General features: G+C 40.6%; 33 protein-coding genes, 1 tRNA gene and 2 pseudogenes. 6 read left to right on the plus strand and 30 right to left on the minus strand.

The window, feature by feature from the left end:
• Nucleotides 1–8 precede the first annotated feature (8 nt).
• The 16 genes from clpX to ACFSUL_RS12115 all read right to left on the minus strand — a co-directional run bounded on the left by clpX (nucleotide 9) and on the right by ACFSUL_RS12115 (nucleotide 12,499).
• Entirely contained in the window at nucleotides 9–1,283 is a 1,275-nt protein-coding gene (gene clpX, locus ACFSUL_RS12040; RefSeq protein ID WP_377935719.1) for an ATP-dependent protease ATP-binding subunit ClpX, read from the minus strand.
• A 376-nt stretch (nucleotides 1,284–1,659) separates the two neighbouring features.
• On the minus strand, nucleotides 1,660–2,946 hold the full coding sequence (tig, locus tag ACFSUL_RS12045; RefSeq protein WP_071411134.1) for a trigger factor: 1,287 nt from the start codon (nucleotides 2,944–2,946) through the stop codon (nucleotides 1,660–1,662).
• 444 nt (nucleotides 2,947–3,390) lie between these two features.
• Complete coding sequence (locus tag ACFSUL_RS12050) at nucleotides 3,391–4,392, minus strand: tetratricopeptide repeat protein (protein ID WP_377935722.1); 1,002 nt, start codon at nucleotides 4,390–4,392, stop codon at nucleotides 3,391–3,393.
• A gap of 579 nt (nucleotides 4,393–4,971) precedes the next feature.
• Nucleotides 4,972–6,555, minus strand: a complete 1,584-nt coding sequence (locus tag ACFSUL_RS12055; protein ID WP_377935724.1) for a hypothetical protein — start codon at nucleotides 6,553–6,555, stop codon at nucleotides 4,972–4,974.
• Between the two features lie 5 nt (nucleotides 6,556–6,560).
• On the minus strand, nucleotides 6,561–6,878 hold the full coding sequence (locus ACFSUL_RS12060; RefSeq protein ID WP_377935726.1) for a hypothetical protein: 318 nt from the start codon (nucleotides 6,876–6,878) through the stop codon (nucleotides 6,561–6,563).
• A 53-nt stretch (nucleotides 6,879–6,931) separates the two neighbouring features.
• Entirely contained in the window at nucleotides 6,932–7,204 is a 273-nt protein-coding gene (locus tag ACFSUL_RS12065) for a hypothetical protein (RefSeq protein WP_377935728.1), read from the minus strand.
• 94 nt (nucleotides 7,205–7,298) lie between these two features.
• Complete coding sequence (locus tag ACFSUL_RS12070) at nucleotides 7,299–8,084, minus strand: hypothetical protein (protein WP_377935730.1); 786 nt, start codon at nucleotides 8,082–8,084, stop codon at nucleotides 7,299–7,301.
• 216 nt (nucleotides 8,085–8,300) lie between these two features.
• On the minus strand, nucleotides 8,301–8,444 hold the full coding sequence (locus ACFSUL_RS12075) for a hypothetical protein (RefSeq protein ID WP_377935732.1): 144 nt from the start codon (nucleotides 8,442–8,444) through the stop codon (nucleotides 8,301–8,303).
• 2 nt (nucleotides 8,445–8,446) lie between these two features.
• On the minus strand, nucleotides 8,447–8,758 hold the full coding sequence (locus tag ACFSUL_RS12080; protein WP_377935734.1) for a hypothetical protein: 312 nt from the start codon (nucleotides 8,756–8,758) through the stop codon (nucleotides 8,447–8,449).
• Between the two features lie 114 nt (nucleotides 8,759–8,872).
• Nucleotides 8,873–9,127 carry a hypothetical protein gene (locus ACFSUL_RS12085; RefSeq protein WP_377935736.1) on the minus strand — a complete coding sequence of 85 codons (255 nt, stop codon included), beginning with the start codon at nucleotides 9,125–9,127 and terminating at the stop codon, nucleotides 8,873–8,875.
• A complete protein-coding gene (locus tag ACFSUL_RS12090; RefSeq protein WP_377935738.1) occupies nucleotides 9,114–9,347 on the minus strand; it encodes a helix-turn-helix domain-containing protein in 234 nt (77 codons plus the stop codon). Before ACFSUL_RS12090 ends, ACFSUL_RS12085 begins: the two co-directional genes overlap by 14 nt.
• A 103-nt stretch (nucleotides 9,348–9,450) precedes the next feature.
• Nucleotides 9,451–10,215, minus strand: coding sequence for a hypothetical protein (locus ACFSUL_RS12095; protein ID WP_377935740.1), 765 nt, complete (start codon nucleotides 10,213–10,215; stop codon nucleotides 9,451–9,453).
• Nucleotides 10,216–10,408: 193 nt separating this feature from the next.
• The gene (locus ACFSUL_RS12100; RefSeq protein ID WP_377935743.1) at nucleotides 10,409–10,879 is read right to left on the minus strand and encodes a hypothetical protein; all 471 of its coding nucleotides are present in this window, start codon (nucleotides 10,877–10,879) and stop codon (nucleotides 10,409–10,411) included.
• A 245-nt stretch (nucleotides 10,880–11,124) separates the two neighbouring features.
• Nucleotides 11,125–11,505, minus strand: a complete 381-nt coding sequence (locus tag ACFSUL_RS12105; protein WP_377935745.1) for a hypothetical protein — start codon at nucleotides 11,503–11,505, stop codon at nucleotides 11,125–11,127.
• 146 nt (nucleotides 11,506–11,651) lie between these two features.
• Nucleotides 11,652–11,906 carry a hypothetical protein gene (locus ACFSUL_RS12110; protein ID WP_377935747.1) on the minus strand — a complete coding sequence of 85 codons (255 nt, stop codon included), beginning with the start codon at nucleotides 11,904–11,906 and terminating at the stop codon, nucleotides 11,652–11,654.
• Nucleotides 11,906–12,499 (minus strand): hypothetical protein, encoded by a 594-nt coding sequence (locus ACFSUL_RS12115; RefSeq protein ID WP_377935749.1) that lies wholly within the window; start codon nucleotides 12,497–12,499, stop codon nucleotides 11,906–11,908. The genes ACFSUL_RS12110 and ACFSUL_RS12115 overlap by 1 nt, the downstream gene beginning before the upstream one ends.
• Before the next feature lie 266 nt (nucleotides 12,500–12,765).
• Between ACFSUL_RS12115 and ACFSUL_RS12120 the strand changes: the two genes are divergently transcribed.
• Entirely contained in the window at nucleotides 12,766–12,999 is a 234-nt protein-coding gene (locus ACFSUL_RS12120; RefSeq protein WP_377935751.1) for a helix-turn-helix domain-containing protein, read from the plus strand.
• A gap of 16 nt (nucleotides 13,000–13,015) precedes the next feature.
• On the opposite strand, the gene ACFSUL_RS12125 is transcribed toward ACFSUL_RS12120, so the two are convergent.
• The 3 genes from ACFSUL_RS12125 to ACFSUL_RS12135 all read right to left on the minus strand — a co-directional run bounded on the left by ACFSUL_RS12125 (nucleotide 13,016) and on the right by ACFSUL_RS12135 (nucleotide 15,004).
• Nucleotides 13,016–13,384, minus strand: a complete 369-nt coding sequence (locus tag ACFSUL_RS12125) for a hypothetical protein (RefSeq protein WP_377935753.1) — start codon at nucleotides 13,382–13,384, stop codon at nucleotides 13,016–13,018.
• A gap of 256 nt (nucleotides 13,385–13,640) precedes the next feature.
• Nucleotides 13,641–14,819, minus strand: coding sequence for an FtsK/SpoIIIE domain-containing protein (locus ACFSUL_RS12130; RefSeq protein ID WP_377935755.1), 1,179 nt, complete (start codon nucleotides 14,817–14,819; stop codon nucleotides 13,641–13,643).
• On the minus strand, nucleotides 14,816–15,004 hold the full coding sequence (locus ACFSUL_RS12135; protein WP_377935757.1) for a hypothetical protein: 189 nt from the start codon (nucleotides 15,002–15,004) through the stop codon (nucleotides 14,816–14,818). The genes ACFSUL_RS12130 and ACFSUL_RS12135 overlap by 4 nt, the downstream gene beginning before the upstream one ends.
• A gap of 309 nt (nucleotides 15,005–15,313) precedes the next feature.
• On the opposite strand from ACFSUL_RS12135, the gene ACFSUL_RS12140 reads away from it, so the two are divergent.
• Nucleotides 15,314–15,538 (plus strand): helix-turn-helix domain-containing protein, encoded by a 225-nt coding sequence (locus tag ACFSUL_RS12140; protein WP_377935759.1) that lies wholly within the window; start codon nucleotides 15,314–15,316, stop codon nucleotides 15,536–15,538.
• A 93-nt stretch (nucleotides 15,539–15,631) separates the two neighbouring features.
• The gene (locus ACFSUL_RS12145) at nucleotides 15,632–16,732 is read left to right on the plus strand and encodes a tyrosine-type recombinase/integrase (protein ID WP_377935761.1); all 1,101 of its coding nucleotides are present in this window, start codon (nucleotides 15,632–15,634) and stop codon (nucleotides 16,730–16,732) included.
• Between the two features lie 4 nt (nucleotides 16,733–16,736).
• Here the strand turns inward: ACFSUL_RS12145 and ACFSUL_RS12150 are convergent, their stop codons facing one another.
• The 4 genes and pseudogenes from ACFSUL_RS12150 to ACFSUL_RS12165 form a co-directional block, all read right to left on the minus strand.
• Nucleotides 16,737–17,267, minus strand: coding sequence for a hypothetical protein (locus ACFSUL_RS12150; RefSeq protein WP_377935763.1), 531 nt, complete (start codon nucleotides 17,265–17,267; stop codon nucleotides 16,737–16,739).
• A 236-nt stretch (nucleotides 17,268–17,503) separates the two neighbouring features.
• Complete coding sequence (locus tag ACFSUL_RS12155) at nucleotides 17,504–17,659, minus strand: hypothetical protein (RefSeq protein WP_377936146.1); 156 nt, start codon at nucleotides 17,657–17,659, stop codon at nucleotides 17,504–17,506.
• A gap of 129 nt (nucleotides 17,660–17,788) precedes the next feature.
• A pseudogene (locus ACFSUL_RS12160) lies at nucleotides 17,789–17,860 on the minus strand (hypothetical protein); the annotation flags it as partial.
• Between the two features lie 331 nt (nucleotides 17,861–18,191).
• Entirely contained in the window at nucleotides 18,192–18,749 is a 558-nt protein-coding gene (locus tag ACFSUL_RS12165; RefSeq protein ID WP_377935765.1) for a recombinase family protein, read from the minus strand.
• 161 nt (nucleotides 18,750–18,910) lie between these two features.
• On the opposite strand from ACFSUL_RS12165, the gene ACFSUL_RS12170 reads away from it, so the two are divergent.
• The 3 genes from ACFSUL_RS12170 (at nucleotide 18,911) to ACFSUL_RS12180 (ending at nucleotide 19,781) form a co-directional block, all read left to right on the plus strand.
• Nucleotides 18,911–19,102 carry a hypothetical protein gene (locus ACFSUL_RS12170; RefSeq protein WP_377935767.1) on the plus strand — a complete coding sequence of 64 codons (192 nt, stop codon included), beginning with the start codon at nucleotides 18,911–18,913 and terminating at the stop codon, nucleotides 19,100–19,102.
• Nucleotides 19,103–19,120: 18 nt separating this feature from the next.
• Nucleotides 19,121–19,312 (plus strand): hypothetical protein, encoded by a 192-nt coding sequence (locus ACFSUL_RS12175; RefSeq protein WP_377935769.1) that lies wholly within the window; start codon nucleotides 19,121–19,123, stop codon nucleotides 19,310–19,312.
• Nucleotides 19,313–19,619: 307 nt separating this feature from the next.
• Nucleotides 19,620–19,781 (plus strand): hypothetical protein, encoded by a 162-nt coding sequence (locus tag ACFSUL_RS12180; RefSeq protein ID WP_377935771.1) that lies wholly within the window; start codon nucleotides 19,620–19,622, stop codon nucleotides 19,779–19,781.
• On the opposite strand, the gene ACFSUL_RS12185 is transcribed toward ACFSUL_RS12180, so the two are convergent.
• The 7 genes and pseudogenes from ACFSUL_RS12185 to rph all read right to left on the minus strand — a co-directional run bounded on the left by ACFSUL_RS12185 (nucleotide 19,763) and on the right by rph (nucleotide 23,843).
• Nucleotides 19,763–20,212: a hypothetical protein gene (locus tag ACFSUL_RS12185; protein WP_377936148.1), complete on the minus strand. Its 450-nt coding sequence runs from the start codon at nucleotides 20,210–20,212 to the stop codon at nucleotides 19,763–19,765. The two genes, ACFSUL_RS12180 and ACFSUL_RS12185, sit on opposite strands and share 19 nt — an antisense overlap.
• A 27-nt stretch (nucleotides 20,213–20,239) precedes the next feature.
• Nucleotides 20,240–20,479: pseudogene (locus ACFSUL_RS12190) on the minus strand (helix-turn-helix domain-containing protein); the annotation flags it as partial.
• A 144-nt stretch (nucleotides 20,480–20,623) separates the two neighbouring features.
• A complete protein-coding gene (locus tag ACFSUL_RS12195) occupies nucleotides 20,624–21,592 on the minus strand; it encodes a tyrosine-type recombinase/integrase (protein WP_377935773.1) in 969 nt (322 codons plus the stop codon).
• 108 nt (nucleotides 21,593–21,700) lie between these two features.
• Nucleotides 21,701–21,777: transfer RNA gene (locus tag ACFSUL_RS12200), tRNA-Arg, on the minus strand.
• 193 nt (nucleotides 21,778–21,970) lie between these two features.
• Nucleotides 21,971–22,483, minus strand: coding sequence for a metallophosphoesterase (locus tag ACFSUL_RS12205; protein WP_377935775.1), 513 nt, complete (start codon nucleotides 22,481–22,483; stop codon nucleotides 21,971–21,973).
• Nucleotides 22,480–23,091, minus strand: a complete 612-nt coding sequence (locus ACFSUL_RS12210) for an XTP/dITP diphosphatase (RefSeq protein ID WP_377935777.1) — start codon at nucleotides 23,089–23,091, stop codon at nucleotides 22,480–22,482. Before ACFSUL_RS12210 ends, ACFSUL_RS12205 begins: the two co-directional genes overlap by 4 nt.
• Nucleotides 23,092–23,108: 17 nt before the next feature.
• Complete coding sequence (gene rph / locus ACFSUL_RS12215; protein WP_377935779.1) at nucleotides 23,109–23,843, minus strand: ribonuclease PH; 735 nt, start codon at nucleotides 23,841–23,843, stop codon at nucleotides 23,109–23,111.
• Nucleotides 23,844–24,085 lie beyond the last annotated feature (242 nt).

Raw genomic sequence — 24,085 nt, forward strand, 5'->3', positions numbered from 1 at the left:
TCCTGTTATTATGCGGAAGTCTTTGTTTCTTCGGAACCTTCTACAACAGTACCATCCTCTAGTAAAAGCCGAGGATGTGCATCATCTGCAATTGTCTCTTTTGTAATAACACATTTCTTAATATCATCACGAGAAGGCAGATCAAACATCACTTCTAGCATAATACTTTCAATTATAGAACGGAGTCCACGTGCACCTGTTTTACGCTCAATTGCTTTTTTAGCAATTTCTAACAATGCTTCTTCTTCAAATTCAAGTTCCACATTATCAAGTTCAAGCATTTTTTCATACTGTTTTACTAAAGCATTTTTTGGTTTCGTCAAAATTTCTACCAATGCTTCCTCATCAAGAGGTGTTAAGCTAGAAATTACAGGTATACGACCGATAAATTCTGGAATTAATCCAAATCGTAATAAATCTTCCGGAACCACTTTCGAAAGAAGAGACTTTTCTTCTTCTGCTTCTGCATTTTTAGGATCGGAACCGAAACCGATAACTTTTTGTCCTAGACGACGTTTAATTATTTGCTCAATTCCATCAAAAGCTCCACCACAAATAAACAGAATATTACCAGTGTCAATTTGAATAAACTCTTGGTGCGGGTGCTTACGACCACCTTGTGGAGGAACACTTGCTACAGTTCCTTCTAGGATTTTCAAGAGTGCTTGTTGAACACCTTCACCAGAAACATCTCTTGTAATAGATGGATTTTCTGATTTTCTTGCAACCTTATCAATTTCATCGATATAGATAATCCCTTTTTCCGCTTTTTCCACATCATAATCAGCTGCTTGGATTAATTTTAAAAGAATATTTTCAACATCTTCTCCAACATATCCCGCTTCTGTTAAAGATGTAGCGTCAGCAATTGCAAATGGAACATTTAAAATACGCGCCAAAGTTTGAGCTAGTAATGTTTTACCGCTTCCTGTTGGTCCAATTAAAGCAATATTACTTTTAGCAAGCTCTACATCATCTACTTTGTTATTAGAATTAATCCGCTTGTAGTGATTATAGACAGCAACTGCTAATGATTTTTTTGCTTGGTCTTGCCCAATAACATATTCACCAAGGATTTCTCGGATTTCGCGAGGTTTAGGTACATCCTTGAATTCAACTTCTTCTTCTGTACCAAGTTCTTCTTCTACGATTTCGGTGCAAAGCTCAATACATTCGTCACATATGTATACACCTGGTCCTGCTACTAATTTTCGAACCTGGTCTTGCGTCTTACCACAAAAAGAACATTTAAGTTGTCCCTTTTCATCATTAAATTTAAACAATGAAACTCACCCCTTATTTAAAACTATTTAGAATCGTGAAGTGATCCCTACACCACAAACATACATTTAAACTTTCTTATCTTATGTTATGTATTACATTTTATCATATTATATGTGTGTAACGGATTTCATAAGATTCTTAAGAATCATCTTATTATGTAAAAGTAAATTTAGCAAATATTTTTTATCTTTTTGTATGTCCAATTCATTGGTAAATGATGTATGAGATACTTATGTAATTATTATACCTGCTTATTAAGGTTTATCCAAAAATAGTGCATTGTATTCTTACATGTTTCACTTTATAAAACAAGGCACGAATTTTATCGTGCCTTGTTCGACTTTTCACTATGTTATTAGTATGCTTAAAAATTAATTATTCAGCAGTTTTGCTGTTTTCAACAAGAAACTCAAGAGCTTTGCGAATTTTAAGATCAGCTTTTAACGTATCTAATCCACCAAGAGCTTGTTTAATGTTGTCTGATGACATATTGTATTGTTCTGCCATTTGGCTAACTTCTGTTTCCGCTTCTTCATCAGAAACTTCTAGATTCTCAGCAGCAGCAATTGCTTCTAAAGTGAGGTTTGTGCGAACACGTTTTTGCGCATCTTCTGTCATTTGATTGCGAAGATCTTCTTCTGTTTGACCAGAAAATTGGAAGTAAAGCTCAAGGTTCATACCTTGCATTTGTAGACGTTGACCAAATTCTTGCATCATACGATCTACTTCACTATTAACCATTACTTCTGGAATTTCTACTTCAGCATTTTCTGAAGCTTGTTCTACTAATGATTCACGTACAGCAGTTTCCGCCTCAGTTTTCTTTGATTCTTGTAAACGAGTTTGGATTTTCTCTTTTAATTCTGCAAGAGTTTCTACTTCTTCGTCTACATCTTTAGCAAACTCATCGTCCAATTCAGGAAGTTCTTTTGCTTTGATTTCATGGATTTTCACTTTGAAAGTGGCAGCTTTGCCAGCTAACTCAGCAGCATGATATTCCTCTGGGAAATTCACTTCTACTTCTGTTTCTGCTCCAGCTTCTAATCCAACTAACTGCTCTTCAAATCCTGGAATGAAAGAACCAGAACCTAATTCAAGAGAATAATTTTCTGCTTGACCGCCTTCGAACGCTTCACCATCAACAAATCCTTCAAAGTCGATAGTAACAGTGTCGCCTTCTTCCGCTTTACCTTCTTCTTTAATAGCAAGCTCTGCTTGACGCTCTTGCATCGTGTTAAGTTCTGCATCAACATCTTCTGCAGTTACTTCTGTTTCTACTTTTTCCACTTCAAGTCCTTTGTATTCACCAAGTTTAACTTCTGGCTTAACAGTAACCTTAGCAGTGAAAATTAGCTCTTTACCTTTTTCCATTTGTTCAACATCAATTTCAGGACGATCCACTGGTTCAATACCTGCTTCTTCTACTGCATTTGCATAAGCTTCAGGTAAGATGAAATCTAATGCATCTTGGTATAGTGATTCCACACCAAAGCGTTTTTCAAACATTCCACGTGGCATTTTCCCTTTGCGGAAACCTGGTACATTTACTTGTTTTACAACTTTTTTGAAAGCAGCGTCTAAACCTTCGTTTACTTTCGCAGCCTCTACTTCAATTGTAAGAACTCCTTCGTTTCCTTCTTGCTTTTCCCATTTTGCAGACATATATTTCCCTCCAACAATCTATAGTAATAATCATTCACAATTTTGCAGATAGTCGATCTTTAGTAAATCTAGTACTATCAACGTAAAATAGATAAAAACTCCACATTACAACCATTCCATTATAACATAATAAAACTCGCTTTCAACAAGGAAAAGCTCTAGCGGTTTGCTCAGAGGCGACAAGCATAAGGCGAGCAGACCAGAAAGGCATGGTTTTCGCCTTACTGGACTGATTGACTTATGACTCGAGCCTCTAACCGCTTGAGCTAGACAAATAGAAAAGCTCTAGCGGCTTGCTCAGAGGCGACAAGCATAAGGCGGGCAGACCAGAAAGGCATGGTTTTCGCCTTACTGGACTGATTGACTTATGACTCGAGCCTCTAACCGCTTGAGCTAAACAAATAGAAAAGCTCTAGCGGTTAGAGGCGACAAGCTGTTGCTAAATTAAATAGTAGGCGAAGAAACTCTTTCTAGTTCTTCTATTTTTTCAAGAACCGTATGTAAATCCTTCTGGTTATCTACTAATCCGTCTAACTCTTGCTGTACCTGTCTATCTTCATAAAGACTTGCTACATAATACGCGTAGGCTACCCCAATTCTTTTATAATCAGAGTCAATCTCAAATGGATAGAGTAGAAACGAATGCCTTTTGAAAATTTCCATTGCTTGTTCATACAATGTCGGGCTCTGATGGGAAAGGAACTCTTCAAGCCATTTAGATGTGTTGATAAAAAAAGCTGTTTCAAAAACATCATGAAGCTTAGAAGGAATTACCTCTGTTTGTTTTTCACCTTTTGCAACGGTAACCTTTTCAGAAAGACCGTGCTCTCGTAATACATTTAATATCATAGTCTGAAGAAAGTGATGTGCTGTATTATCTTGTAAAAATGAAAGCAACTCTTTTACATACGGTCTTATGTTTTGATTTACCAGTTGAGCAAGAATAAGTGTCTGCTCTTCGAGGCTTTTACCGGTAAGAATAGAAAGACCATTCTCACTCTCTGTCACTTTCAATGGCTCTTCTTTTCCTTTAATTACTTTTTCACTGAAAGAAAGCAATTTTTCAAAATGCTCTTCTTTTTCAAAAGGGACTTCCCTTTCGTCAAAAAGCGCATGTATCGTATGAACCACTTCTTGATGCTCGTTTAATTGAATAAGGATCATCAAGTACATATCAATGACTTCAAAATAGTCCCCAATTCCCTCAAGCAGCATCTCTTTGCAAATATCTTTTGCTTCGTGATAATTTTTATTTTCATATAACGAAAGTACTAAAGCAGTGCTCACATCAGGGTTATGTGGTTCTAATTGATATGCTTGCGATAGTAGTTCAGTTGATTCACCATATTTCCCTTCTTCTAGTGCTTGAACTCCTTTTTCTAGAAGCCTTTCCTTTAATCTAGGAAAATAAACTATTTTACGTTTATTATCTTTTTCATTTGTCATGAATAATACCGTCCTAACTAGAAAAGTTGGTTTCAGTGTAGCATGTTATATAGTAGATAACAAAAAAAGGTAGACGTGACCTTCTTCCATTTTGACTATTCCAAAAAACAGTTCAAGTCAATTATTGACCCACAGTTTTTTATAGAAATAACCTTGAGAGCTAGGCCGTTGCAACTATACAAAAAAAAGCTTACCCGATTAAGGTAAGCTTTTGTATGTAAGATTGGATGGCGTCCCAGGAGAGATTCGAACTCCCGACCCGTCATAAATCGCGTGACTTTAACCGTTAGTATATACGTTAGTTGACTCGGTCATTGAAACGAACAACTGACCGTTTGACTTAATTCTACTATTATATATGTAACCCGTCAATACGTTAATTTTGCGATTAATCGACCAACTATACGTAAATATTAAATTCATTTCGTTATAGACGTCCTCAGCGACACAAAAAAAGGCGCTCACCAGCCGAAGCCAATGAGCGCGTTAACTTTACTTGCCTTTACTTTATTCGTTTCATTCTCATACGTTCGATCTCCTCCTTGCGTCCAGCGACCGTTAAGCCGCCGGGCATGGTTGTTAATAAACTCTTCCCATTTGATTTCCTTCTCGCTCAATTAGTTTCGCAAGTCTATACGCAAACTTCTCGATGTCTGCTTCTTCACGAACGATAATATGGTCTGCCAGTTTTGCGATAGTTACGCCATTGCCTCCGCCGTTGCGATACTCTTTCGCTTCCTCAGCAGTTAAAACTTGCTCGTCTTTATGAAGCGTTGCTTGGAAACCGTTATATGGTACGCGTGAGAGTCCTCCGGAAAATCCAGGCGGTTTTGGACCGATAAACTCATGGCCGGAGCTGTTCTTTTTGCCGCTTCCTCCGTAATTAGGTTCTACTGGCATAGGCGTTCCCTGAATGAAATCAGCGAAAGAGAAGCTGGCAATCCGGTTCTTGAACCCGTCAATAACACCATTCGCGATAGATGTCCCGAGTGCGTTTGCAGCCGGTGCAACTAAGTCCCAACTGTTTACTATCGTTGAAGCGCTAAACTCAATCATTTTAGTAACGGCAGCCTCTAATTTATCCTTCCCGCCTCCTTCATACCACGCGGTAAAGCGTTCGTACAAGTCGTTGAAAATAAAATCGATTTTACCTGTTAACGTTGTCCTCGCTTGAAAGTCGGGGTTGTTCGAAATTGCCAAGAACCAGTCGTATACGCGATTAATGCCCGAGGTTAAGCCGCTAAGTATTCCTTCGATCATTCTACCGCCCATTTTTGCCATGTTTTGAAACTGACCGGAGTCAAATTTGCTGGTCAATCGGTCAAAGAATCCGCTCAACACATCAAGCGACGGCTGCCCCATTTCCGTGAGGAATAACTTGAATTGCTCCTTCACCTTGTTAAACTTGGCGATAGTGGTGCTCGATATGTCGTCAACTAACTTCGACGTAAAGCCGATTTTGTTGAGGTACTTGTCGAGTTCCGTTATCTGTTGAGGCAAGTCGAGCTCTTTAATCCGATTCATTGCATCACGCGATAGATTAAATCGATCGATTAGCGATATAGCATCGCCGGACATCAGCATTTCTCGCAAACTAAATGACGCATCTTCAAGCGTACGTTGTGGATTTGCTGCGATTAGACGCTCAGTGATGTCGTATAGCTTCTCTAATTGCTTGACGTCCTTACTTATCGTTAAATAAGAGCTCGACGTATTGTACATGTCGCTCAAATCCAACATCGGCGAATCAAGCGAAAACTGTTTAATCATCTTTTCATATTGTTTGGCCGCTTTCTCGTCGTCAAATAGAGCGTTCAGCACGACTTGGCTTTGCTCCATTTTCGCAGCTTCCCAAACAGTGGAATCAAACGCCTGTTTCGCAGCCATTGCTCCGCCGACTGCTGCGGTTAGCCCGATAAACGAACCTTTCAACGACGTAATACCACTAATCGCCTTCTTCGCTCCGCTGCCGATTTTTCGCATTCCGGCATTGAAACGATCAGCAGAACGAGAAGAACGGTCAAGGTAGCCGTTGTAGCTAGAAGTCGCTTTGCTTAGCGAACTGGTTGTTTTTTCTGCCGACTTCATTCTACGCTCGACACGTTCCATCTTTTTCGTAAAGTCGTCCTGGAGCGATAGTTTAGCCGTTAAATCAATAGCCATTCCGTTCACCTCCCTTCAAATTTTCGAATTTGGTCGCTCAGATTTACGCATGATTCTGCAAACTCGTCGCCCAGCGCTTCCGCCTCGGCTGTTTTACCCTCCGCGAGTAAATTAATGCCGCGAATTAACATGTCAATTGTAGCGAGATAACTAACCGCTAATGGCCCGAGTGTTGGGTCAACGACGGCTGGCTCGATTGTTGTGCGAAGTTGTTGTAGTTTGCGATATTCTTTCGGCTTGATTTCTCCCTTGCCAGCGATTTTGTGCATTAGGTCGTTCGCTTTCCGCATGCGTTCAAGCCGTGCCTTTGATACTGCGCTCATCCTCTACACTCCCTTTCGTTAGCTTCGTTAGATAAATAAAAACGAGCAAGCCGTTAAGCCTGCCCGAATGCTGCGATACATTTCTGTTTTAACGCACCGTATTTCTTCACGTTGTCGACTGTTCCTATTACCTCGCCAGTGTTGCGGTCTTTCACTTCTTTAACCGGCTGGGCGACAGCCAATTCGTACGCTTTATACAAATCGTCTGCCGTTGCTCTGAATCCGCTTAGGTCAACTCCGCTTAGGTCAGCGCCTTCTAGTTGCGATATTAGAGCCTCGTCACCTTTAATAATTAATTTTCCTTCTGCTTTTCTAAGTTCTAACATGCCGCTCCATCCCTTCGTTTTTAAAATTTACGTTCACATGTCTTCATGCTCCTACGGAGGAGGTAAGCCGCAGTACAGCCGCATGAGTTTTTATTTAATACTTCGCGTCCTCTTCCTCCATGATTTCCTCCACTGTTTTAAGGTGTGACTGTGGTCGGTCTTCTTCCGGATAAATTTCGAAGTAAGCTTCCGGCTCATTAATAAACTGCTTCGCTGTCGTTCCCAGCACTTCCTCGGCTTTTTCCTCGACGATACCCTCGAAGAACTTCCCGTTCAGCAGAGCGTCTGCAAATTCGGCAACGTTTTGAGCGTCCCCTGCTTCTGGTGACTTCGCCTTCATTCTCACGTCCTCAAACGCATCGAAAAGAGCATGGCGAACTTTCTCCGTTTCCGGCCCGCTTACATCGTTTAAAATCGGTTGAACTAACGCCGAGAAGTCGTTTTTCACTTGTTCCGCGAAGGCTTGCTCGTCAATTTCCGTCAGAAACTCTTTAAAAAGTTGCTGCCCCCGTTTTGCATTCGATAAAGCTATTTGCGTTTTGACTTCGGCTAGTCGCTTGCTAAACCTTTCTTGCTTAACCGGATCAACTTTTGGCGCGTGAGCGTGAACAATTGCGTCTGCTTCTGCTTTCGCTTGTTTCAATTTAGCGTTAAATTCTTCTCGTTGTGAACGGGCGAGCTTCATAAGACGAGAAGTTTCACGTTTCTTAGCTGATTCAAGTAACTTTTGTTTTCCACTCGGAGTATAGTCGCGGTTCTGTTGGATAGATAATCGTTTTGCCTGGTAACTATCGTTAAACTCGCGGAATAACCTAGTTGAACCGTTTTTGATTTCCATTGCCTCGTCTACTAATTTGCGGATATCGTTAATGTTTGTCATTTAAAATTCCTCCCGTTTGTTTTTTTGCCATTGTGCAGTACGTTGTTATGCCGGCTTGTTCATATTTTTGTTTTCGCTGCCTGCGCTGACAGTTTTGCGCTAACTGGCAGAACTGACACTTAATCTTCGTCTCTATCTTCTTCGCCCCCCTTCCAAAAACTCCGTTATATTTGTCCTGCTATTTTTAGCGTTAACAAGCTGCCAGACTGTGGGCGATTAGTCAGACTGTATATTACGATTATTTCCACTTGCTTCTACCCTCGCTTTAATACCTCCAGTAAAAGCAAGAGGCCTCTTCGGTTTTCCCAACTTACTCAATCCGCCTACAAAACTACCCATGTGTTTAATTCGTCTGTTCATCTTTACACCGCCTTCTCGTTTATTAGAATGGAGCCGTTCGGCAACTTAATCGCCTGGTGTTTTTCTCCTCGGCGAGTGATGTTGATTACTTCGCCACGATCGATGCCTTTCACTTTTTTCTGAGGTGGAAACTTACTGTCCATATAAAGCCGAGGAATTTGCGTCCATATTTTCGTTAGTGGAACGTGTGGACCGAACTGATACTCGGAAACCTCTTTTCCGTCAAAAACCTGCGCCACTATTTTCATAGACTTCGGTGCGTGCTTTCCCGGAACGCATAAAATACACTTTAGACCTGTACCTTGAATAAACATCGTAAACCCTCCTCAAAATGCTACGTATATGGTACGGTTTTCGACAAAACAGCCTTAAATTGGCGGTCGAAAATCATCCCGAATGTCTTTGTAAGGGCAAACCCCTAAAACGCCTTATTTCGTGACATTTACGCCAAAAACGTGCCGTGCTGCTCTTTTGCGATGTGAAGGTATTTTGAACTGCAACCCGACCAACTTGCCGTACTTAAAGTAATCAGCGACAATAATAAAATCTTTGTAGCTCCGTTTGACCTTCCGAATTGTTTCTGGGCATTCCGAATAAGCCATGAGCCAGTCGGAGTCCACTCGCCAAATCTCATTATTTTTTACACTTTTTTGGTTGTTTTTATTTATTTTATGTGTTAACATTGCTAATGTGGGATAATCCTTTCATTTTTTCTAAATATATAAAAAAATCAGGCGTTAAATCAAAATGAGCTGCAAGTTTAGACTTTACGTTATCTGTCACTCTTCTTTTTCCCCCTTCAATCATAGAAACAGTTCCGTGGCCGACAGAAATTTTCTTCGCAAAAGCCCTTTGAGAAAGTCCTGAATACAATCTGATCAATTTAAATGTTTCGTTCGTCATTGTTTCTCCCCCTTTTCACACATTTTATACAAAATAATAACAGGCTCCTTCGCGATAAGAAGCCCTAGACTCCCAAGTACCGCCGGCTCGCACTTGGGCTCTATTAGATAATGGCTTTTTTCTGCGCTAAATACCTATTTTTCTCCCGATTTCGATGATTTTTTACCTCACACGCCGAATCTTGCGACTTAGGGTATTTCTGAATATCGCACACACGCCTACGCAAGTCATGAGCGTAAAATGCTCCTCCGCAAACCTTACATTCTCTCACACGATTAACATCCAGCGCTTTGATAGATTTCTCTGCTTTCTTACGGTCACGATTCTTTTCGGGCATTTCTTCAGCATAAGTAGCAACGTAAAAGTACGGGTATTGCTTAACGTGGGCTATTAGGTCCTGTAATTCTTCAACTTTCTCGCAGCAGGAGTCGGCGAATAATACTTCCATTACGTGATCAGCAGCAGGAAGCGAACTTTCCTCGATTGAATACGGTGGTGTGCGATAATCGTCGTCATTGTTGGGGTGCTCCTCGTCCAACACAAGAGAGTATTCGTGGTGTCTGATTTCTGCCGATTGACGCGCTCGTTTGTCCGCGTTTGCGACAGGGTATTCTTGTTCGCGTTCAGCAACTTGACCAGAGGCGAGTATGAAATCGGTCAAAATGTCTAGGACGCTGTAGAGTGTGAATTCTTTCTTTTTGGTTGCTGGGTGCTTAGTTATCGGGCGAGTAAGGTCGATTTTGTCGGACCATTCTTCGGTGAAGTATTTGACAAGGACATTGCGAAAAGTTTGTTCGACATGGCAGTGATCGGCCCAAAATGCGTGAATTGCTGGTATTGCCTGAGATTCATATGTTGATAGATACACGGCGATTCCTCCTATTCATTCTTTATCTATTTATCGCATATTCTTTTAATCGCACAATCTCTTTTATTAAAAATAATGCCAGCGAACGTAAGTGAGCTGGAAAGAACTTATTGCTTACTAGACATTGCTTACTAGTTATTGCTTACTATTAGTATGTTTTAAACATTCTCTACTGTACAAAATCAACAGTAGCTTATGTCGTTTTTCGATTTAGTTCTGCGATTTTAGCAAGAGTCCTATTATTTTCATCTGATTTCCTTTCAATTTCCTCTACTTTTTTTACCAACTCTTCTACCTCTCGCAGGTACTTTTTTATAAAATCATCTCTACTAAGTGGATCGTGAACATAATAAACCTTTTTATTTGGTCCTCTATTACTGTCTAACTCAGTAATCAAACCGTATTTTTTGAGTGTTTCTAATCTCGAATTAAAAGCGGTTCTGCCAAGCCCTGTTTGTACATACATGTATTCTTTTTGGTGCCATACCGTATTTTTTGTTTGAATATCTCCGGTCGTATTTCTCCACGATCTAAAGTACGCATATAATCCTGCTGTCGAAACATCAAACCCCTCAAGAGCCGTATACATACGTAATAACGACGTTCTTACCATTGAGCTACCCTTCTCCGAGCCAAAATGACGATTAATTTTCCAGTCCTCCATAACAGTTATCCCTCCTGTTTTTTTAAAAAATCTTCACAAAAATTATTACATAGCTCCATCAAAATACCGGAGAAATTGAACATTTTTCAAAAATGAAATTTGGTCAACTTTTAGTGTGTTATAGTATTTTTCTAATTTTCTCATAGATTTTTCTAAACTCTCCAAAAGGTGAATAAAAAGATTTCAAAAAAATCCATTCAACTTTAGCGAATTTTTCAAAATTCCATGTTATAATTAAAGATTACCTATATTTCCATCCCTATTTCAGCAAACAACTCCTCAACTGTAATGCTCACGTTATAGCGATTCCTCACGTACACACTCATATTTGCAATTTCGTCGTTCTTTTCTTCCAGCGCCTTCATGTCTCGTTCGACCTTACTCAGAATTGGCCTCATTTTCGCATATTCATCCTTACACAAGCGTCGTCGCTGCAAAACGTCCTTTAATTCCGTTAAGCATTCGAGCTCATTTAAATCCTCAATAGGCGTTTCTTCAATGCGATGGTATATATCAGCTATTCTGCGATCCAAAGTCGATTGCAACATCGATAACTTCTTACAGATGGATTTTACTTCGTTATGTAGGTCGTGGAGTTTTCCGTAATATACTTGTGCCAGTTCCATTCCGATAACCTCCTAATTTCATAGTTTCGCTAGCAACTTGTGACGGCTGCTTGTCCAACGCTGCCAAACGCTCGGCAAACAGTCGCGTGCTATTAAGTGCCGAGCCGATGCGCCTTCCTATAACGCACCGACTGACAAACGCTGATTTAATTAACTGCTAATCTCACGTAATCGACCAATGAAATTGAATCTAGCTTCTCAACTGACACGCCACTGCCAGGCAATTCGAGAACTTTGTAATCCCGAACGTGGAAGTCAGTTTGTTGCCGCAAACCGACGGTCACAAGCCGGAAGTATAAAGTGTCGCCATAAATTGATAGAAGTATGTTACCGCCAAATAAATAGGCTTGCTCCTGCGTATCTACATCATCGTTATGGAAGTGAACGGTTACTTTTCGCATCAATATCCCTCCGCCTTATATTTTAGAAGTAACGTAAGTATTTCCTCGGCTGGCATATCATCGACACTGGCGATAAACTCTTCGACCACACCGCAATTTTGTAGCGTGAATAATTCCTTGTCGAAGTAATAGCCGGAAAGCTCCTCTTCCCATTTCAGCGTCGATATAACCGCAAGCCCGTCTCTATCTATGTCCGTAAGATAAATTCCGCTGTCTGTAAGCTTGTAAGCCGTGTAAGTTTCGGCGATCCCTTCGCCTAAATCTAGAACTACATTTACAATTGCGTTATTTTCCATATCGATAAAATCCTCCTTAGTTAATAGCGTAAGTTTAATTGGCTTAACCCGGCAATCTAGCCCTGCATAAGCTGGCCAGTTATCGGAACTAACCGTTGAAACCACTTCGCCGTAGCTGATTCGCTTGTATTCGCCACCAGTGTAAACTTCGATTTGTTCGTACGGCTGCAAGTCAATTTCTTCGCCAGTTTCAGTTTGCATATAAGCGCGACCGCCCTCGACGATGAGTGTGCCGATAGTATAACCGTCTAACATGTCGCAAGTGTTGCGGATTGACTGTTGTAATTTATCGAACATTTTCGCCACCCCTTTTTGTTAATTTAGTTGATTAGATCGGTCCATTCCGATGAATAGTCCGATTACAAATGCGCCGAGTACGCCGACGATAAATGCTGCAATCATTTCGTTAACTCCTCCTCTTTTATTTCTAATTAGTTATTACTAATGTGTAATATTTTTGCTGTTGAGTTAATATTACTAATTAGTAATTAGAAAGTCAAGAGTAATTGACGAAAAGATTTCTAATGTGTAATATGTAAGTATAAATAGGGTGGAGGAATAATATGGCAAAGTATGTTGCACGACCAAAAAAGATACGAGAACTTATGAAATTAAAGGGAATTAAAACACAAAAAGAACTTGCAGTCTTAGTAGGAGTAAAAGAGGCGACAATTAGCCGGTTCGATTCTCAAACACGTTATGATATCGACGTATTAATATCAGTAAGCAAGGCTTTGGAAATGCCAGTTGAAGATTTATTCGAAATAAAAGAAAACAAAGAAGGCGAAGCCGATTAATGGCCTCGCTTTTTTATTACCCTATACGGACACTAATGCCGTTATTTGATGGTGCCTTAATCGACTGGGGCTTCTGCTTTAACGATTCAACAAACTGGGTAAACGATTGCGTCTGGAATACTTTAAACGGATAATCGTCGACTGCATATCGTTGCTCAGCAATAATTAAAACATGTGGCTTAACATCGCCTAATATATCGCTGTTGTATAGGTCGAGATACCGATTCATTTTGTCGCTCATTTGTTTTTGCGAATAAATCGACTTCTGCACTTCGATAAAGAAAGGCGTTCGGCGAAACTTACAATAAATATCCGGTTCGACCGTTCCTTTGCTACCATACTTCGGTTCAACTCGAAACTCCTCAACGGCTCCCAGCTTCCGCATTTCCTTATACACGTTAAGAATCGCCAGGAAATGTCCTATCTTCGCCGAGTTCTTCTTCATGCTCACGTCAGGTCCGAAATAAACGTAAGGCACAAACGCAGTGCTACGCTGAATATGACCGTCTCTTAGCAACCGCAACAGTACGTTATTGGCGGAGTATTGTGGATTCTTTAAACTGGCGAAATGTAGCTCGGCGATAGAGTCACGGTCCATTACACGAAATTTATTTAAGTCGGATATAATCGCTCGATCACGTTTATTTAACATCGTTAAACACATCCTCTTCCGTTAGTTGTTCAATTTTTATTCCACCCATTTTGGGAGAATTACTGCCGACAAACATATCCGTCCAGCCTTCGTCCTTATATTCTGCGAGTATTTCTCTAGCCTTCGATTCAGTTAAATACGGAGCTTGTAATTCGGTTAGCTCATCACGTTTAATAAGAAACCGTCCAGGCGTTTCTCGGCTTATCTTTTCACTACCTGGCGTCCCTATGATTCGCGAATTAGACAAGTCAGTTGTACGAAAGCCCATTCTAACCGTCAGTAAGCCTCGAATTTTAGTATCGAGAATGTCGTGCGATGGACGTTGAAGCGATAGAATACAGTAAATACCTAACGCACGGCCGAGCGCTACTAATTGAACGAGTTGTTTCTTCATTTCCTTGTCGTCCATAATCATCACGATTTCATCTATCGCAAGAACAATATAAGGTACTTTTGCGAAAGCTGGCAGGTTATTAACGTGCGTAGCCTCGTGTTTATTTAACAGTTCGCCTCGCCTTTTCATTTCTGCGTGGATATGGTCCAACATTCTCGCCATGTCTTGCGGATAAATACAAACGCTTTTAACGTGCTGGATTCCTTTAAAAAGGAAAAACTCACTCATTTTCAGATCCCCAAGGTAGATATGAAGATTATCCGGCGATTTGTATTTGATAAGTGTCGTAAGTATGCTCCGTAACTGCGTACTCTTACCCGCACCCGGTTCTCCGGAAATAAGACAATTCGGCTCTGTTATCGCATCATAGACCATTATGTTTCCGTTCGAATCCTTACCGCAAACAATCGGAACGTCTAAGTCGCTGAGCAATGGCGACAGGGCTTCGTAGTTATATTTGAGTGATTTTGTAAGCGATGTATGATGAATTGTTAAGACGTATTTCTTATATTCGCCTTCAAGCTCGATAGATTTTCCGAAATGTTGCTGGAATACGTAGAAGTGTTTTTGCAGTAGTTTTGGGTCTAGCCCGTTAGGTAGCGAAAAGATAATAGTAGTAGAGTTGTCGGTTGAATCGACTGAGTGGATTTTTGGAAGGATTAAGCGCTTAGTTTTGTCGCTCATTTCATACGTTAAGTGAATACCGCCAGATTTGAAGCAATCAATCAGCTTTTTGCGAGTTTTTAGTTTCGCCCATGTTGTTTTAAAGTTCATCGCAACCACCCTAGTATCGCGTTAGTTTCAATAAAGTAGACGCCAGCTGCAAACGCTGCAATCGGTAAGACTATTTTAACTACCGTTCCCAGTGCGTGAAATCCATATCCCTCTAGCGTCTTGTCTAGCAATGCCGCAGCCAAGACCGTTCCTCCAGCGATAAAAAACATCGGTTCAAATAACATCGTGCTGCCTCCTCATGATGATTTATTTTCTGTTTCCCCTCGCGCTCCCCTTCCTATCCATTTCGCTTCGCTCCATTCTTAACAGATTTTGCTTTTACTATTTCGCTAGGGTTTACGAAGGTAATACTTCACTAGGCGTTAACTGTTGCTAATATTACGAAATAGAGTTTTAAAACTTACGAGACTCTTTCGCCTTCGTGTTAATAGCCTATGTTGCACGGCTTGGTTAAGTTGTCACTTTTTTGCATTAGGTATAAAAACGGACATTTTGGACGAGAATGTTTTAAAAACGATAAGGAGTTGCGAGAAATGTTCGGACTAGGAAAGAAACGCACGAAGTTTGGTCGATGGTTGGATCGTGAGGGATTAACGCAGCTGGAACTCGAGAAGAAGGCGAATCTAGGAAGGGCAACAATTTCGAAGTTATGTAACGACAAAAACTATCGTCCTAAATTATCGACAGTTGCCAAGATAAAGAAAGCAATCCAGCAGTTAGGGAGAAGTGTGCCGCCAGATGACTATTTCGGAATGTAAAAAAGCCCGCAGGTTTCCTTCGTCCATTATAGCGTGAGTTTGCCGCCATTTTGCGTTTTAAAGTAGAATTTATCTACATGGAGGTGGCGATTAATGGTAAGAGGAAACATTCGCAAACGCGGTAACAAATACCAAGTTACAATTGATGTAGGCAAGGACCCAGTCACCGGTAAGCGAAAACGACATTACTCAACGTATAACTCTGAGCAAGAAGCTCAAGCAGCAATTAATGAAATCATACAAAACGGCAGCATCCGAACAGTGCTCGACTTCATGGACGAATGGCTAACTATTACTAGTCGTAACCTTAGTCCAAACACCCAGTACGTTTATCGCAAATACATAAAAATGCTCGAGCCGTACCTTGCTAATATCTATCTGCATGAAATGAAACGTAAGCGAGCCGACCTATTAATGGGAAAATTATTAGAGAAATATAAGCCGAGTACAGTTAGCAAATGCAGACGCCTTTTAGCTACAGCCTTTAATCGAGGTGTTGAGTGGGAGGAAATCGAAAAGAATCCGTTTAAAGGTATCCAGATTAGACAGGAATATAGAGAATATACAGTATGGAACCCTGACGATATTGAGCGTTTTTTAAAATTTGCTAAGGATCGCAGTAAAACACATACCGGAAACCCCAGCTTCTTTGTTGCGTATATGCTCGCAATTCACACAGGCATGCGCAAGTCAGAAATATTGGGATTGCGGTGGGAAAATGTCGACCTTGAAGAACGAACCATTAAAGTTAAAGAAGCTATTCATAACCTCTACGGTGAAGGTAAAAAGTACACCGGTCGCACTAAAACGAGAGCAAGCAGGCGGTTAATCGCAATGCCAGAAACGCTCGTTCAAGTATTGCGTGAGCATAAGACGTACTTAGACTCAATCGATCCGACAAAGGTAAACTATGTCGTTTCAACAAAGAAATTAGGTCCGATACACCAGCGAAACTTAACGGCTGCCATGCAGGAGATAATAAAAAAGGCTGATTTGCCGCGAATTCGTTTTCACGACTTGCGACACACTCACGCCTCTTTACTGCTCGCCCATGGTGTCAATGCTAAGGTAATCCAGGAGCGCTTGGGTCACTCACGAATAGATACTACGCTAAATACCTATTCGCATGTATTTCCTTCGCAGCAGCGTGAGGCTGCCGATTTGTTTGACGAAATAATTAAAAAAGATGTGTAATCCCCTATTTCAACGGAAGTGTGACGTCATATTCTTTCTTTTCGAACTGATCGTCATTAAGCATATGCCAAGTAATTCGCACTTCCGTTAGTTCTTCTAAATCTTCCAGACTGTCGGCGTAGTATTCTACGAACCCCTCACGCTCGGTATCGTTTAAATGTTCTCCGCCCACATCTTCGCTGCCAATAAAGTTTGCGTCAATTTGTTTCTTGTTAACAACCGCCTTGCCCCACTCGACCATATTCGAGTACTGATGCGGAGAGTTATTCGTAAACTTAAAGTAAACACGCAGCGTCTTATTTTCGATTTCCACCTTGTTAATTTCCGATATGTACCCCTTATAATCGTCGGACCATGTAGCGTTGTACTCTTTAACCTCGGGTTGCTGCTTCGCTGGTGGTTCCGAAACTGGTTCCGTATTTGCCGTTGTAACCTTCTCGGGTTCATCATTTTCGAAAGGTTGGCTCACCATGATTAGTACACCGATAATAACTAGTGCGAATGTTCCTAATAATATTCCGAAATCCTTTTTCATTTTATCGCCCCCTGCTACCTATACATATTCGCTACAAGGAAGGTTTTACCTTTTTAACTCCCTAACGAAAATTTTTGCACCATGCGTACTTCCGAAGTTTATGCATGTATGATAATATATGTAATCAGAAGACATCAAAACGACGCAAAATGCGTCATAATGGTACCAAAAGTATCATAAACATAAAAAAGAGACCGTAGCCCCCACAGCTACGACCTCTAAAACAAAAAACTAAGCTAACTAACGTTACGATCCGTCTTGCCCCCACAGCTTGGCGGATTGTTTCGCTTCTCCTTCCTTTTCTTAAAGAAAGGTAAAGCATAATCTACGTAAAATTTTACGAGATTAATAACGCCACCGAGAATTAACATTCCCAACTTTACGTTATCCATAAAAGACACCCCCTCCCTAACTGTGAGATTATATAAGCTTAGACAGGAAAGGTCAAGGTTTATTTTGGAATAAATTTCCCTGCCCACGTTTCTTATTATAACGTGTTTTCCTATTTTCCGTTTCCCTAATTTTATACTAGCATATTCTTTATCCCAACGGATTAAATCTTTATCATTTGACGTTCGATGAGACTTAGCCATCCACTAAAACCTTTAGATTCCTTGAATTATAGCTATTACAATGAGTCATTTCACCCAAAACATTTGACGCCGTTGCTCTCCATTTACGAAAACCCCAACACCGTGTAGACCCCCTAATGAAAATTTTTTGCGCGTAAGTTAGAAACAGCAGATTGACCGATTTCGAAGGGGGCCGTTGGGGTCAGCGACAAAAATAAAAAAGAACGGAAACAATCTTTCGCTTCCATTCTTCGTTTATTTGTTCGCTTGTTATCTTGCGAATATATTTTTACCGTAAATTATATGCGGGTTCTATGTGCGGAGTATATGCGGGGACTATAGACGGAGTTGTTTACTTATCGGACTGCTTCCGTTTCGCTCGTATTAAGGTACTCTTCGATATGCCAGTCATATCCTCCACCTGCTTATAGGAGTGCGACTGTAGTAGCCCTAACGCATTCTGGATCCGTTTCTTTGTAAACTTAGGCGGTCTACCTTCTCGAAAGTCCTCGCGCTGTCTTGCTATCGCCTTGCCTTCCTGCGTTCGCTCCACAATTAAGTCACGTTCAAACTCAGCGAATCCACTCATTATCGTAAATATAAGTCGGCCAGTCGGTGTGTTCTCGATGAGTCCCATATTCAAGACGTGAACCTTAACGCCTCGTTCGAATAGGTTCTTGACGATTTCCAACGCCTCAGCAGTCGACCTAGCAAAGCGGTCTAGCTTCGTTACAACTAATGTATCGCCAGTCTGTAGCGCAGACAATAACGCTTGGAATTGTGGACGATCGGCTTTTGTTCCGGTAAACTTCTCCGAATAGATTTCTTCGCAACCTTCATTTTTCAACGCATCTAGCTGAGCGTTTAAGTCTTGCCCTGTCGTAGATACCCGAGCATATCCATACTTCATATTTACGCCTCCATTTATGACACTAAGTATTGACACCTTCTGATACCTTGATAATACTACATCGGTTAACCGGTGTCAAAACTTTTAAGTTATGATACCGAGGAAGGAATTCCATCATTAAATGGCGAATAGGTATAGGTAAATGTTAGGGGGTGGATTATATGGCGACGAAAATGTGTCCGAATTGCTTTTTCGGTGAAGTTTTTAATTTTGATAAATACGACGATGAAATAGACCGATTAGTGGATGAACAACCTTCCGGCTACTTTGCGTTAAAGGAATTAAAAAGGCGATATAGCGATGCTACATTGATATGCAAACGCTGTAACGGAACTGGCAAGATAGATGAATAGTAAAGGTGGTGCTCCATAATGATTCGTGAAGAAAACTTAATCAAGGCGATTAAGGAAATGAGCGAGACTGAGGCGAAGGATATACTAGCAAAGATATTCCGAAAGGTTAACCGAGTAAACGGAATTAACTATACCAGCGAAGATTGCTATAAGGACATCGAAAAAATTTATGGAGAGAAGGTAGCAGGAAAAATGATATTCGATAAATGAGCGTCCAGTTTGGGCGCTTCTTTACTACCCCTTGAGTTTTCCGCCCCCTCCCCCGCCAGAGCCTCCGTGCTGATGATTTCCGCTTTACATTACGCAACCTTACGTTATAAATGCGACTCTAACCGCCCATTAACCGCGTTCCTACTATATGTATACAACTGTCATTATCGCCGAATGAGTTGCGTAAGGGTGCATGAATATCGGAAGTGTTCGGAAGCCCACGCGCAAGCCTCACCGTGCTGATAATGCAACTTAATTGTAATCGCTTACCAACTCGCATATAGTTAATATAAAGGAGGTGATTACCGTGAACATCAGCGAACTTCGCGGTCCGTTCGATTTGGACCAAATCCGCACCTATGTTTTGCCGGATGAAATTATCGTAACAGACAACCAAGAAAACTACTGGATTGCCCGCACTCATCACTTCGAAGAACTCCACGCATTAGGTTACGAAAAAATCTCGTAAACATCAGCATAGTACAGGCGGTCGAGCATGCGATCCAACACGCCATTAAAGTAGCCGGCAGGATTCCTTACTTTATTCGCCTTAAACGTAGTCATTATCGCAGTTACACCCGCGTTTAATAAGACGTCTTTATCATAGACGTTTTTTAAGTACGATGTATGAGCAAGCCATATTCCGTAGATTTTATTCCGTAATTTCTTATCTGCGATTAGTTGCTTAAACCTAACGTAAGGGCTAGCCGGCTGCTCATACGTATTATAAGAACTTAATAACTCTTTTTCGCTTGAAAGAGTAATAGCTTCGGCTTCCTTTTTCGCTGGCTCATGCGTTGCCTCAGTAGGCTTCTCGGCTTGCTGCCGACTGGACACAGGCGATTGGACATTGTTTATCACATACACGTTAGCTCCATAACCGCCAGTCACTTTCCGCATAGTTGAAACCTTTGCGATAATGCCTAGCGTTTGTAACTTGCTTAGTGATCGCCGAGCAGTCTTTTCGCTCTTTCCGATTGAGTCCGCAATTGTAGCCGCCTTTAAGTGAGCTGCGCCTAGGAACTTCACGGCATAGCTTCCGATTAATTTTAAGATGCTGCGGTCTGTTTCATTCATAGCGAAATAGTGGTCGCAGGTATGACGATATAAAGCCTCGTTGAGCTCGCCAACGGACTGGAACGTTTGATATTCTGATAAATAACGCATGGTACGGTTTCTCCCCTCGGAGCCCTACCGAATATGAAGGCACACTCAAATAAGCGTTTGACATTTACGCTTTTTTCGCTTAGTATTTGAGTTAGGTGTAGTGCGTGTTTCACTTCGGTGGACGCGTGCTTTTTTTATGTCTTTTTATAAATAACTTCGTAAACTTTGCGCGACCTCTTCTTTATCTAAATGCAAATAACGCGTTGTAACGGCTATATCGCTATGTCCTAACGCTTTAGAGATTAGCGCAATATTTGCCCCTTTACCGAGTAAATTCTTCGCAAATCCCCGTCTGAGTGCATGCGGATTAATATTTTTAAGTCCGTAGTCTTTCGCATACTTACCGAGACGCTTAATAATATTGTTGTTCGTCGGACTGGTAGCAACCTTACCGCCATTCTTTGTGATAAAGAGTAAATCGTTATTTACCTTGTTATCTCTTCTTATAAGCTCATTCTGCTGGATTAACGCATCCAACAAGCGAGCCAGCACGTCGTCGAAAGGTAAATATATTGATTCGTGATTCTTTATAATACCGCCATCAATTTTTAGTAGTTTATCGTTAAGGTTAACGTGTTTACCTTCTAATTGCGCTATTGTGCCAACACGAATTCCGGTCTGATACATAAGTAAAACCGCAGTCGCATCCCGCAACTCTACAAACCGCGTTAAGTCTAGTAGCGATAGTAGCATCTTAATTTCTCGATCCGTAGCGCCTTCTTTAACCGGGCTATCGACCTTTATTTTGATGTTTCGCCAAAAATTAGACGTTAGCCAGCCATTATCAAAACAACGTCCAAGAAACGCTTTCAGACACTTTAAACGTGTTAGTTTCGTTTGATTGCTAACGTTCATTGATGATAGCCATTCGTATATATGATTCGCATTGAGTTCTTCTATAACTTTAACGCCAGTAATTTCAGCGAAGTGGGTAACGTGCAACTCATAGTCGCTAACCGTTCTCGCACGTAAACCAGCCGCCTTCATTTGCCGAAGAACAGTAGACAGTGCTTTTTGTATCGGGTAACCTTCTGGAGATTTACGTTGTGGGTTTTCGTGGAATATATCGGACAAATCCGTTTTAACTAGCAATGACGCTTTTCTTTTTGACATAAAAAATAAGCCTCCTAATCCGCTAGTTGACCGATTCATTGACCGATTCAACTGACGTACTAGAAGGCTTATATCACGCGGCTTTAACGCCGATTATGTAAGATTGGATGGCGTCCCAGGAGAGATTCGAACTCCCGACCGACGCCTTAGAAGGGCGTTGCTCTATCCAGCTGAGCTACTGGGACATTGTTTTTATTTACTTTGTCTCAAGGACATTTTTAATTATATCCGCATAACAACTTAAAGTCAACCATTTTTGCGAAAAAAATTATTTTTTTATTTAAGTTCTAAAATCAGTGCCAATCTCTGTTCCATATTATATCGTATTTTCTACTAATGTAAAAGGGGTAATAAGGATTGACACTGAATTTTTTTCTATTATTTCTTTTCTAATGCAAACTCTTTCGACTCTACTACTTTGTGGTCATGCGTAAGAAACTGAACTTGAATTTTTTCATTAATAGACTCTACTAAGGCATAAGTTCTTTCTTTCCTGCCGCGTGGAAGCAAGATACTTCCCGGATTTAGAAAAACACACCCATCTATCATTTCAGCACCAAGTGTATGGGAATGACCAAAGAAGACAAAGTCAGCCATATTCTCTTTTGCTTTATATTGTAGATTCATTAGTGACATTTTTATGTTATACAAATGTCCATGGGTAACGAAAATCTTTCTCCCTTTAATTTCTTCTACAACTTGATTTGGAAATTTGCTTTCCATATCGCAGTTTCCTCTTACTATAATATAATCCTTAATAGCAACATCATCAGAGGCTAGTTCAGAATCACCACAGTGAATAAGTGCATCCACTTTATTTCTATACTTTTCTTGGAGTTCTCTTATTTCTTCCCTTGAACCGTGACTATCACTCACAATTACTAATTTCATGTCGTTTCATCTCCCCCTACAACATCTGGAAGAATTTCTTGCAGCTTTTTCAACGCATTTCCACGGTGGCTAATACTGCTCTTTTCCTCTGGTAATAATTCTGCCATTGTTTTTTTAAAAGACGGAACGTAGAAAATCGGATCATAGCCAAAACCGTTTGTGCCACGACGTTCTGTTAAAATGATTCCTTCACAAGAACCTGTTACCGTTTTTGTATTATGATTTGGACCGGCAATCGCAAGTACACAATAAAATTGAGCGGTTCTCTTTTCCATTTCTATTCCATCTAATGCTGTTAATACTTTATCAATATTGGCTTCATCATTTTTTTGTTCGCCAGCATAGCGTGCAGAGTATACACCCGGGCGTCCTTCTAGAGCATCCACTGCCAAACCTGAATCATCCGCTATAACCAGTGTATTCAGCCTATTTGCTACTTCCTCGGCTTTTAAAATTGCATTTTCTTCAAATGTCGTCCCGGTTTCTTCCACATCTTCTATTTCCGGCATATCAAGTAATGTCAGCACTTCAAACCCGAACGGAGAAAACATTTGTTGAAATTCTTTCGCTTTGCCTCGATTTTTCGTAGCAATAATAACTCTTTTCATCAAAAGTTTCTCCTTTCTTATATACGGTCCGCAAGTTTTCCTAAAGCTTCTTTTTGCAATTCAAAAAGTTCACCGATTCCTTCTTGGCCTAATTTCAATAGCTCTTGTAATTGATTGTAGGAGAAAGTTGATTCTTCACCTGTTCCTTGAAGCTCAACAAATTCTCCTTCGCCAGTCATAATAATATTCATATCTACTTCAGCAGAACTGTCTTCAATATAATTAAGATCTAGTACTGCCCCATGCTCTTTTACAACTCCAACACTTGTTGCAGCAAGATACGATTTTATAGGGAATTTTTTTATTTTTTTCTCATCTTGTATTTTACCAAGTGCAGTGGCCATTGCGATAAATGCTCCAGTAATAGAAGCTGTTCTTGTTCCGCCATCTGCTTGGATAACATCACAATCTATCCAAATTGTCCGCTCTCCAATAGATTCCAAATCAACAACTGCTCTTAAAGCACGCCCAATTAATCGTTGAATTTCCATTGTTCTACCAGAAATTTTCCCCTTAGAGGATTCACGAATATTTCGTGTCTCTGTTGCACGCGGTAGCATTGAATATTCTGCAGTAATCCAACCTTTACCTGAGTTTCTCATAAAAGGGGGAACTCGATCTTCTATACTTGCATTACAAATCACCTTCGTTTCTCCGACCGTAATAAGTACAGACCCTTCAGGATGCTTTACAAACCCTGTCTCGATTGTAACAGGTCTTAATTGATTTTTTTCCCTTCCATCTACTCTCATTCTTTTTCCTCCTCAACTTCTATTAAGTATTTTTTCATTAAGAATGACATGCGTAACTTATGTAGAAAAACTAAATAGCACGGCATTGACAATAAAGTGAGACTCCAATCAGCGGGAGTTTTACTACCCATTAATACAGGATAAAATTCTATATGTATACTGTTATGCAGAATATATATCCCCTCAAAAAGAGAAGAGGTGGCATAAGCCTACCTCTTTTAACGATACTTTTATAGTATATC

The organism is Bacillus seohaeanensis (assembly GCF_042684945.1).
GTDB lineage: Bacteria > Bacillota > Bacilli > Bacillales > Bacillaceae_B > Rossellomorea > Rossellomorea seohaeanensis.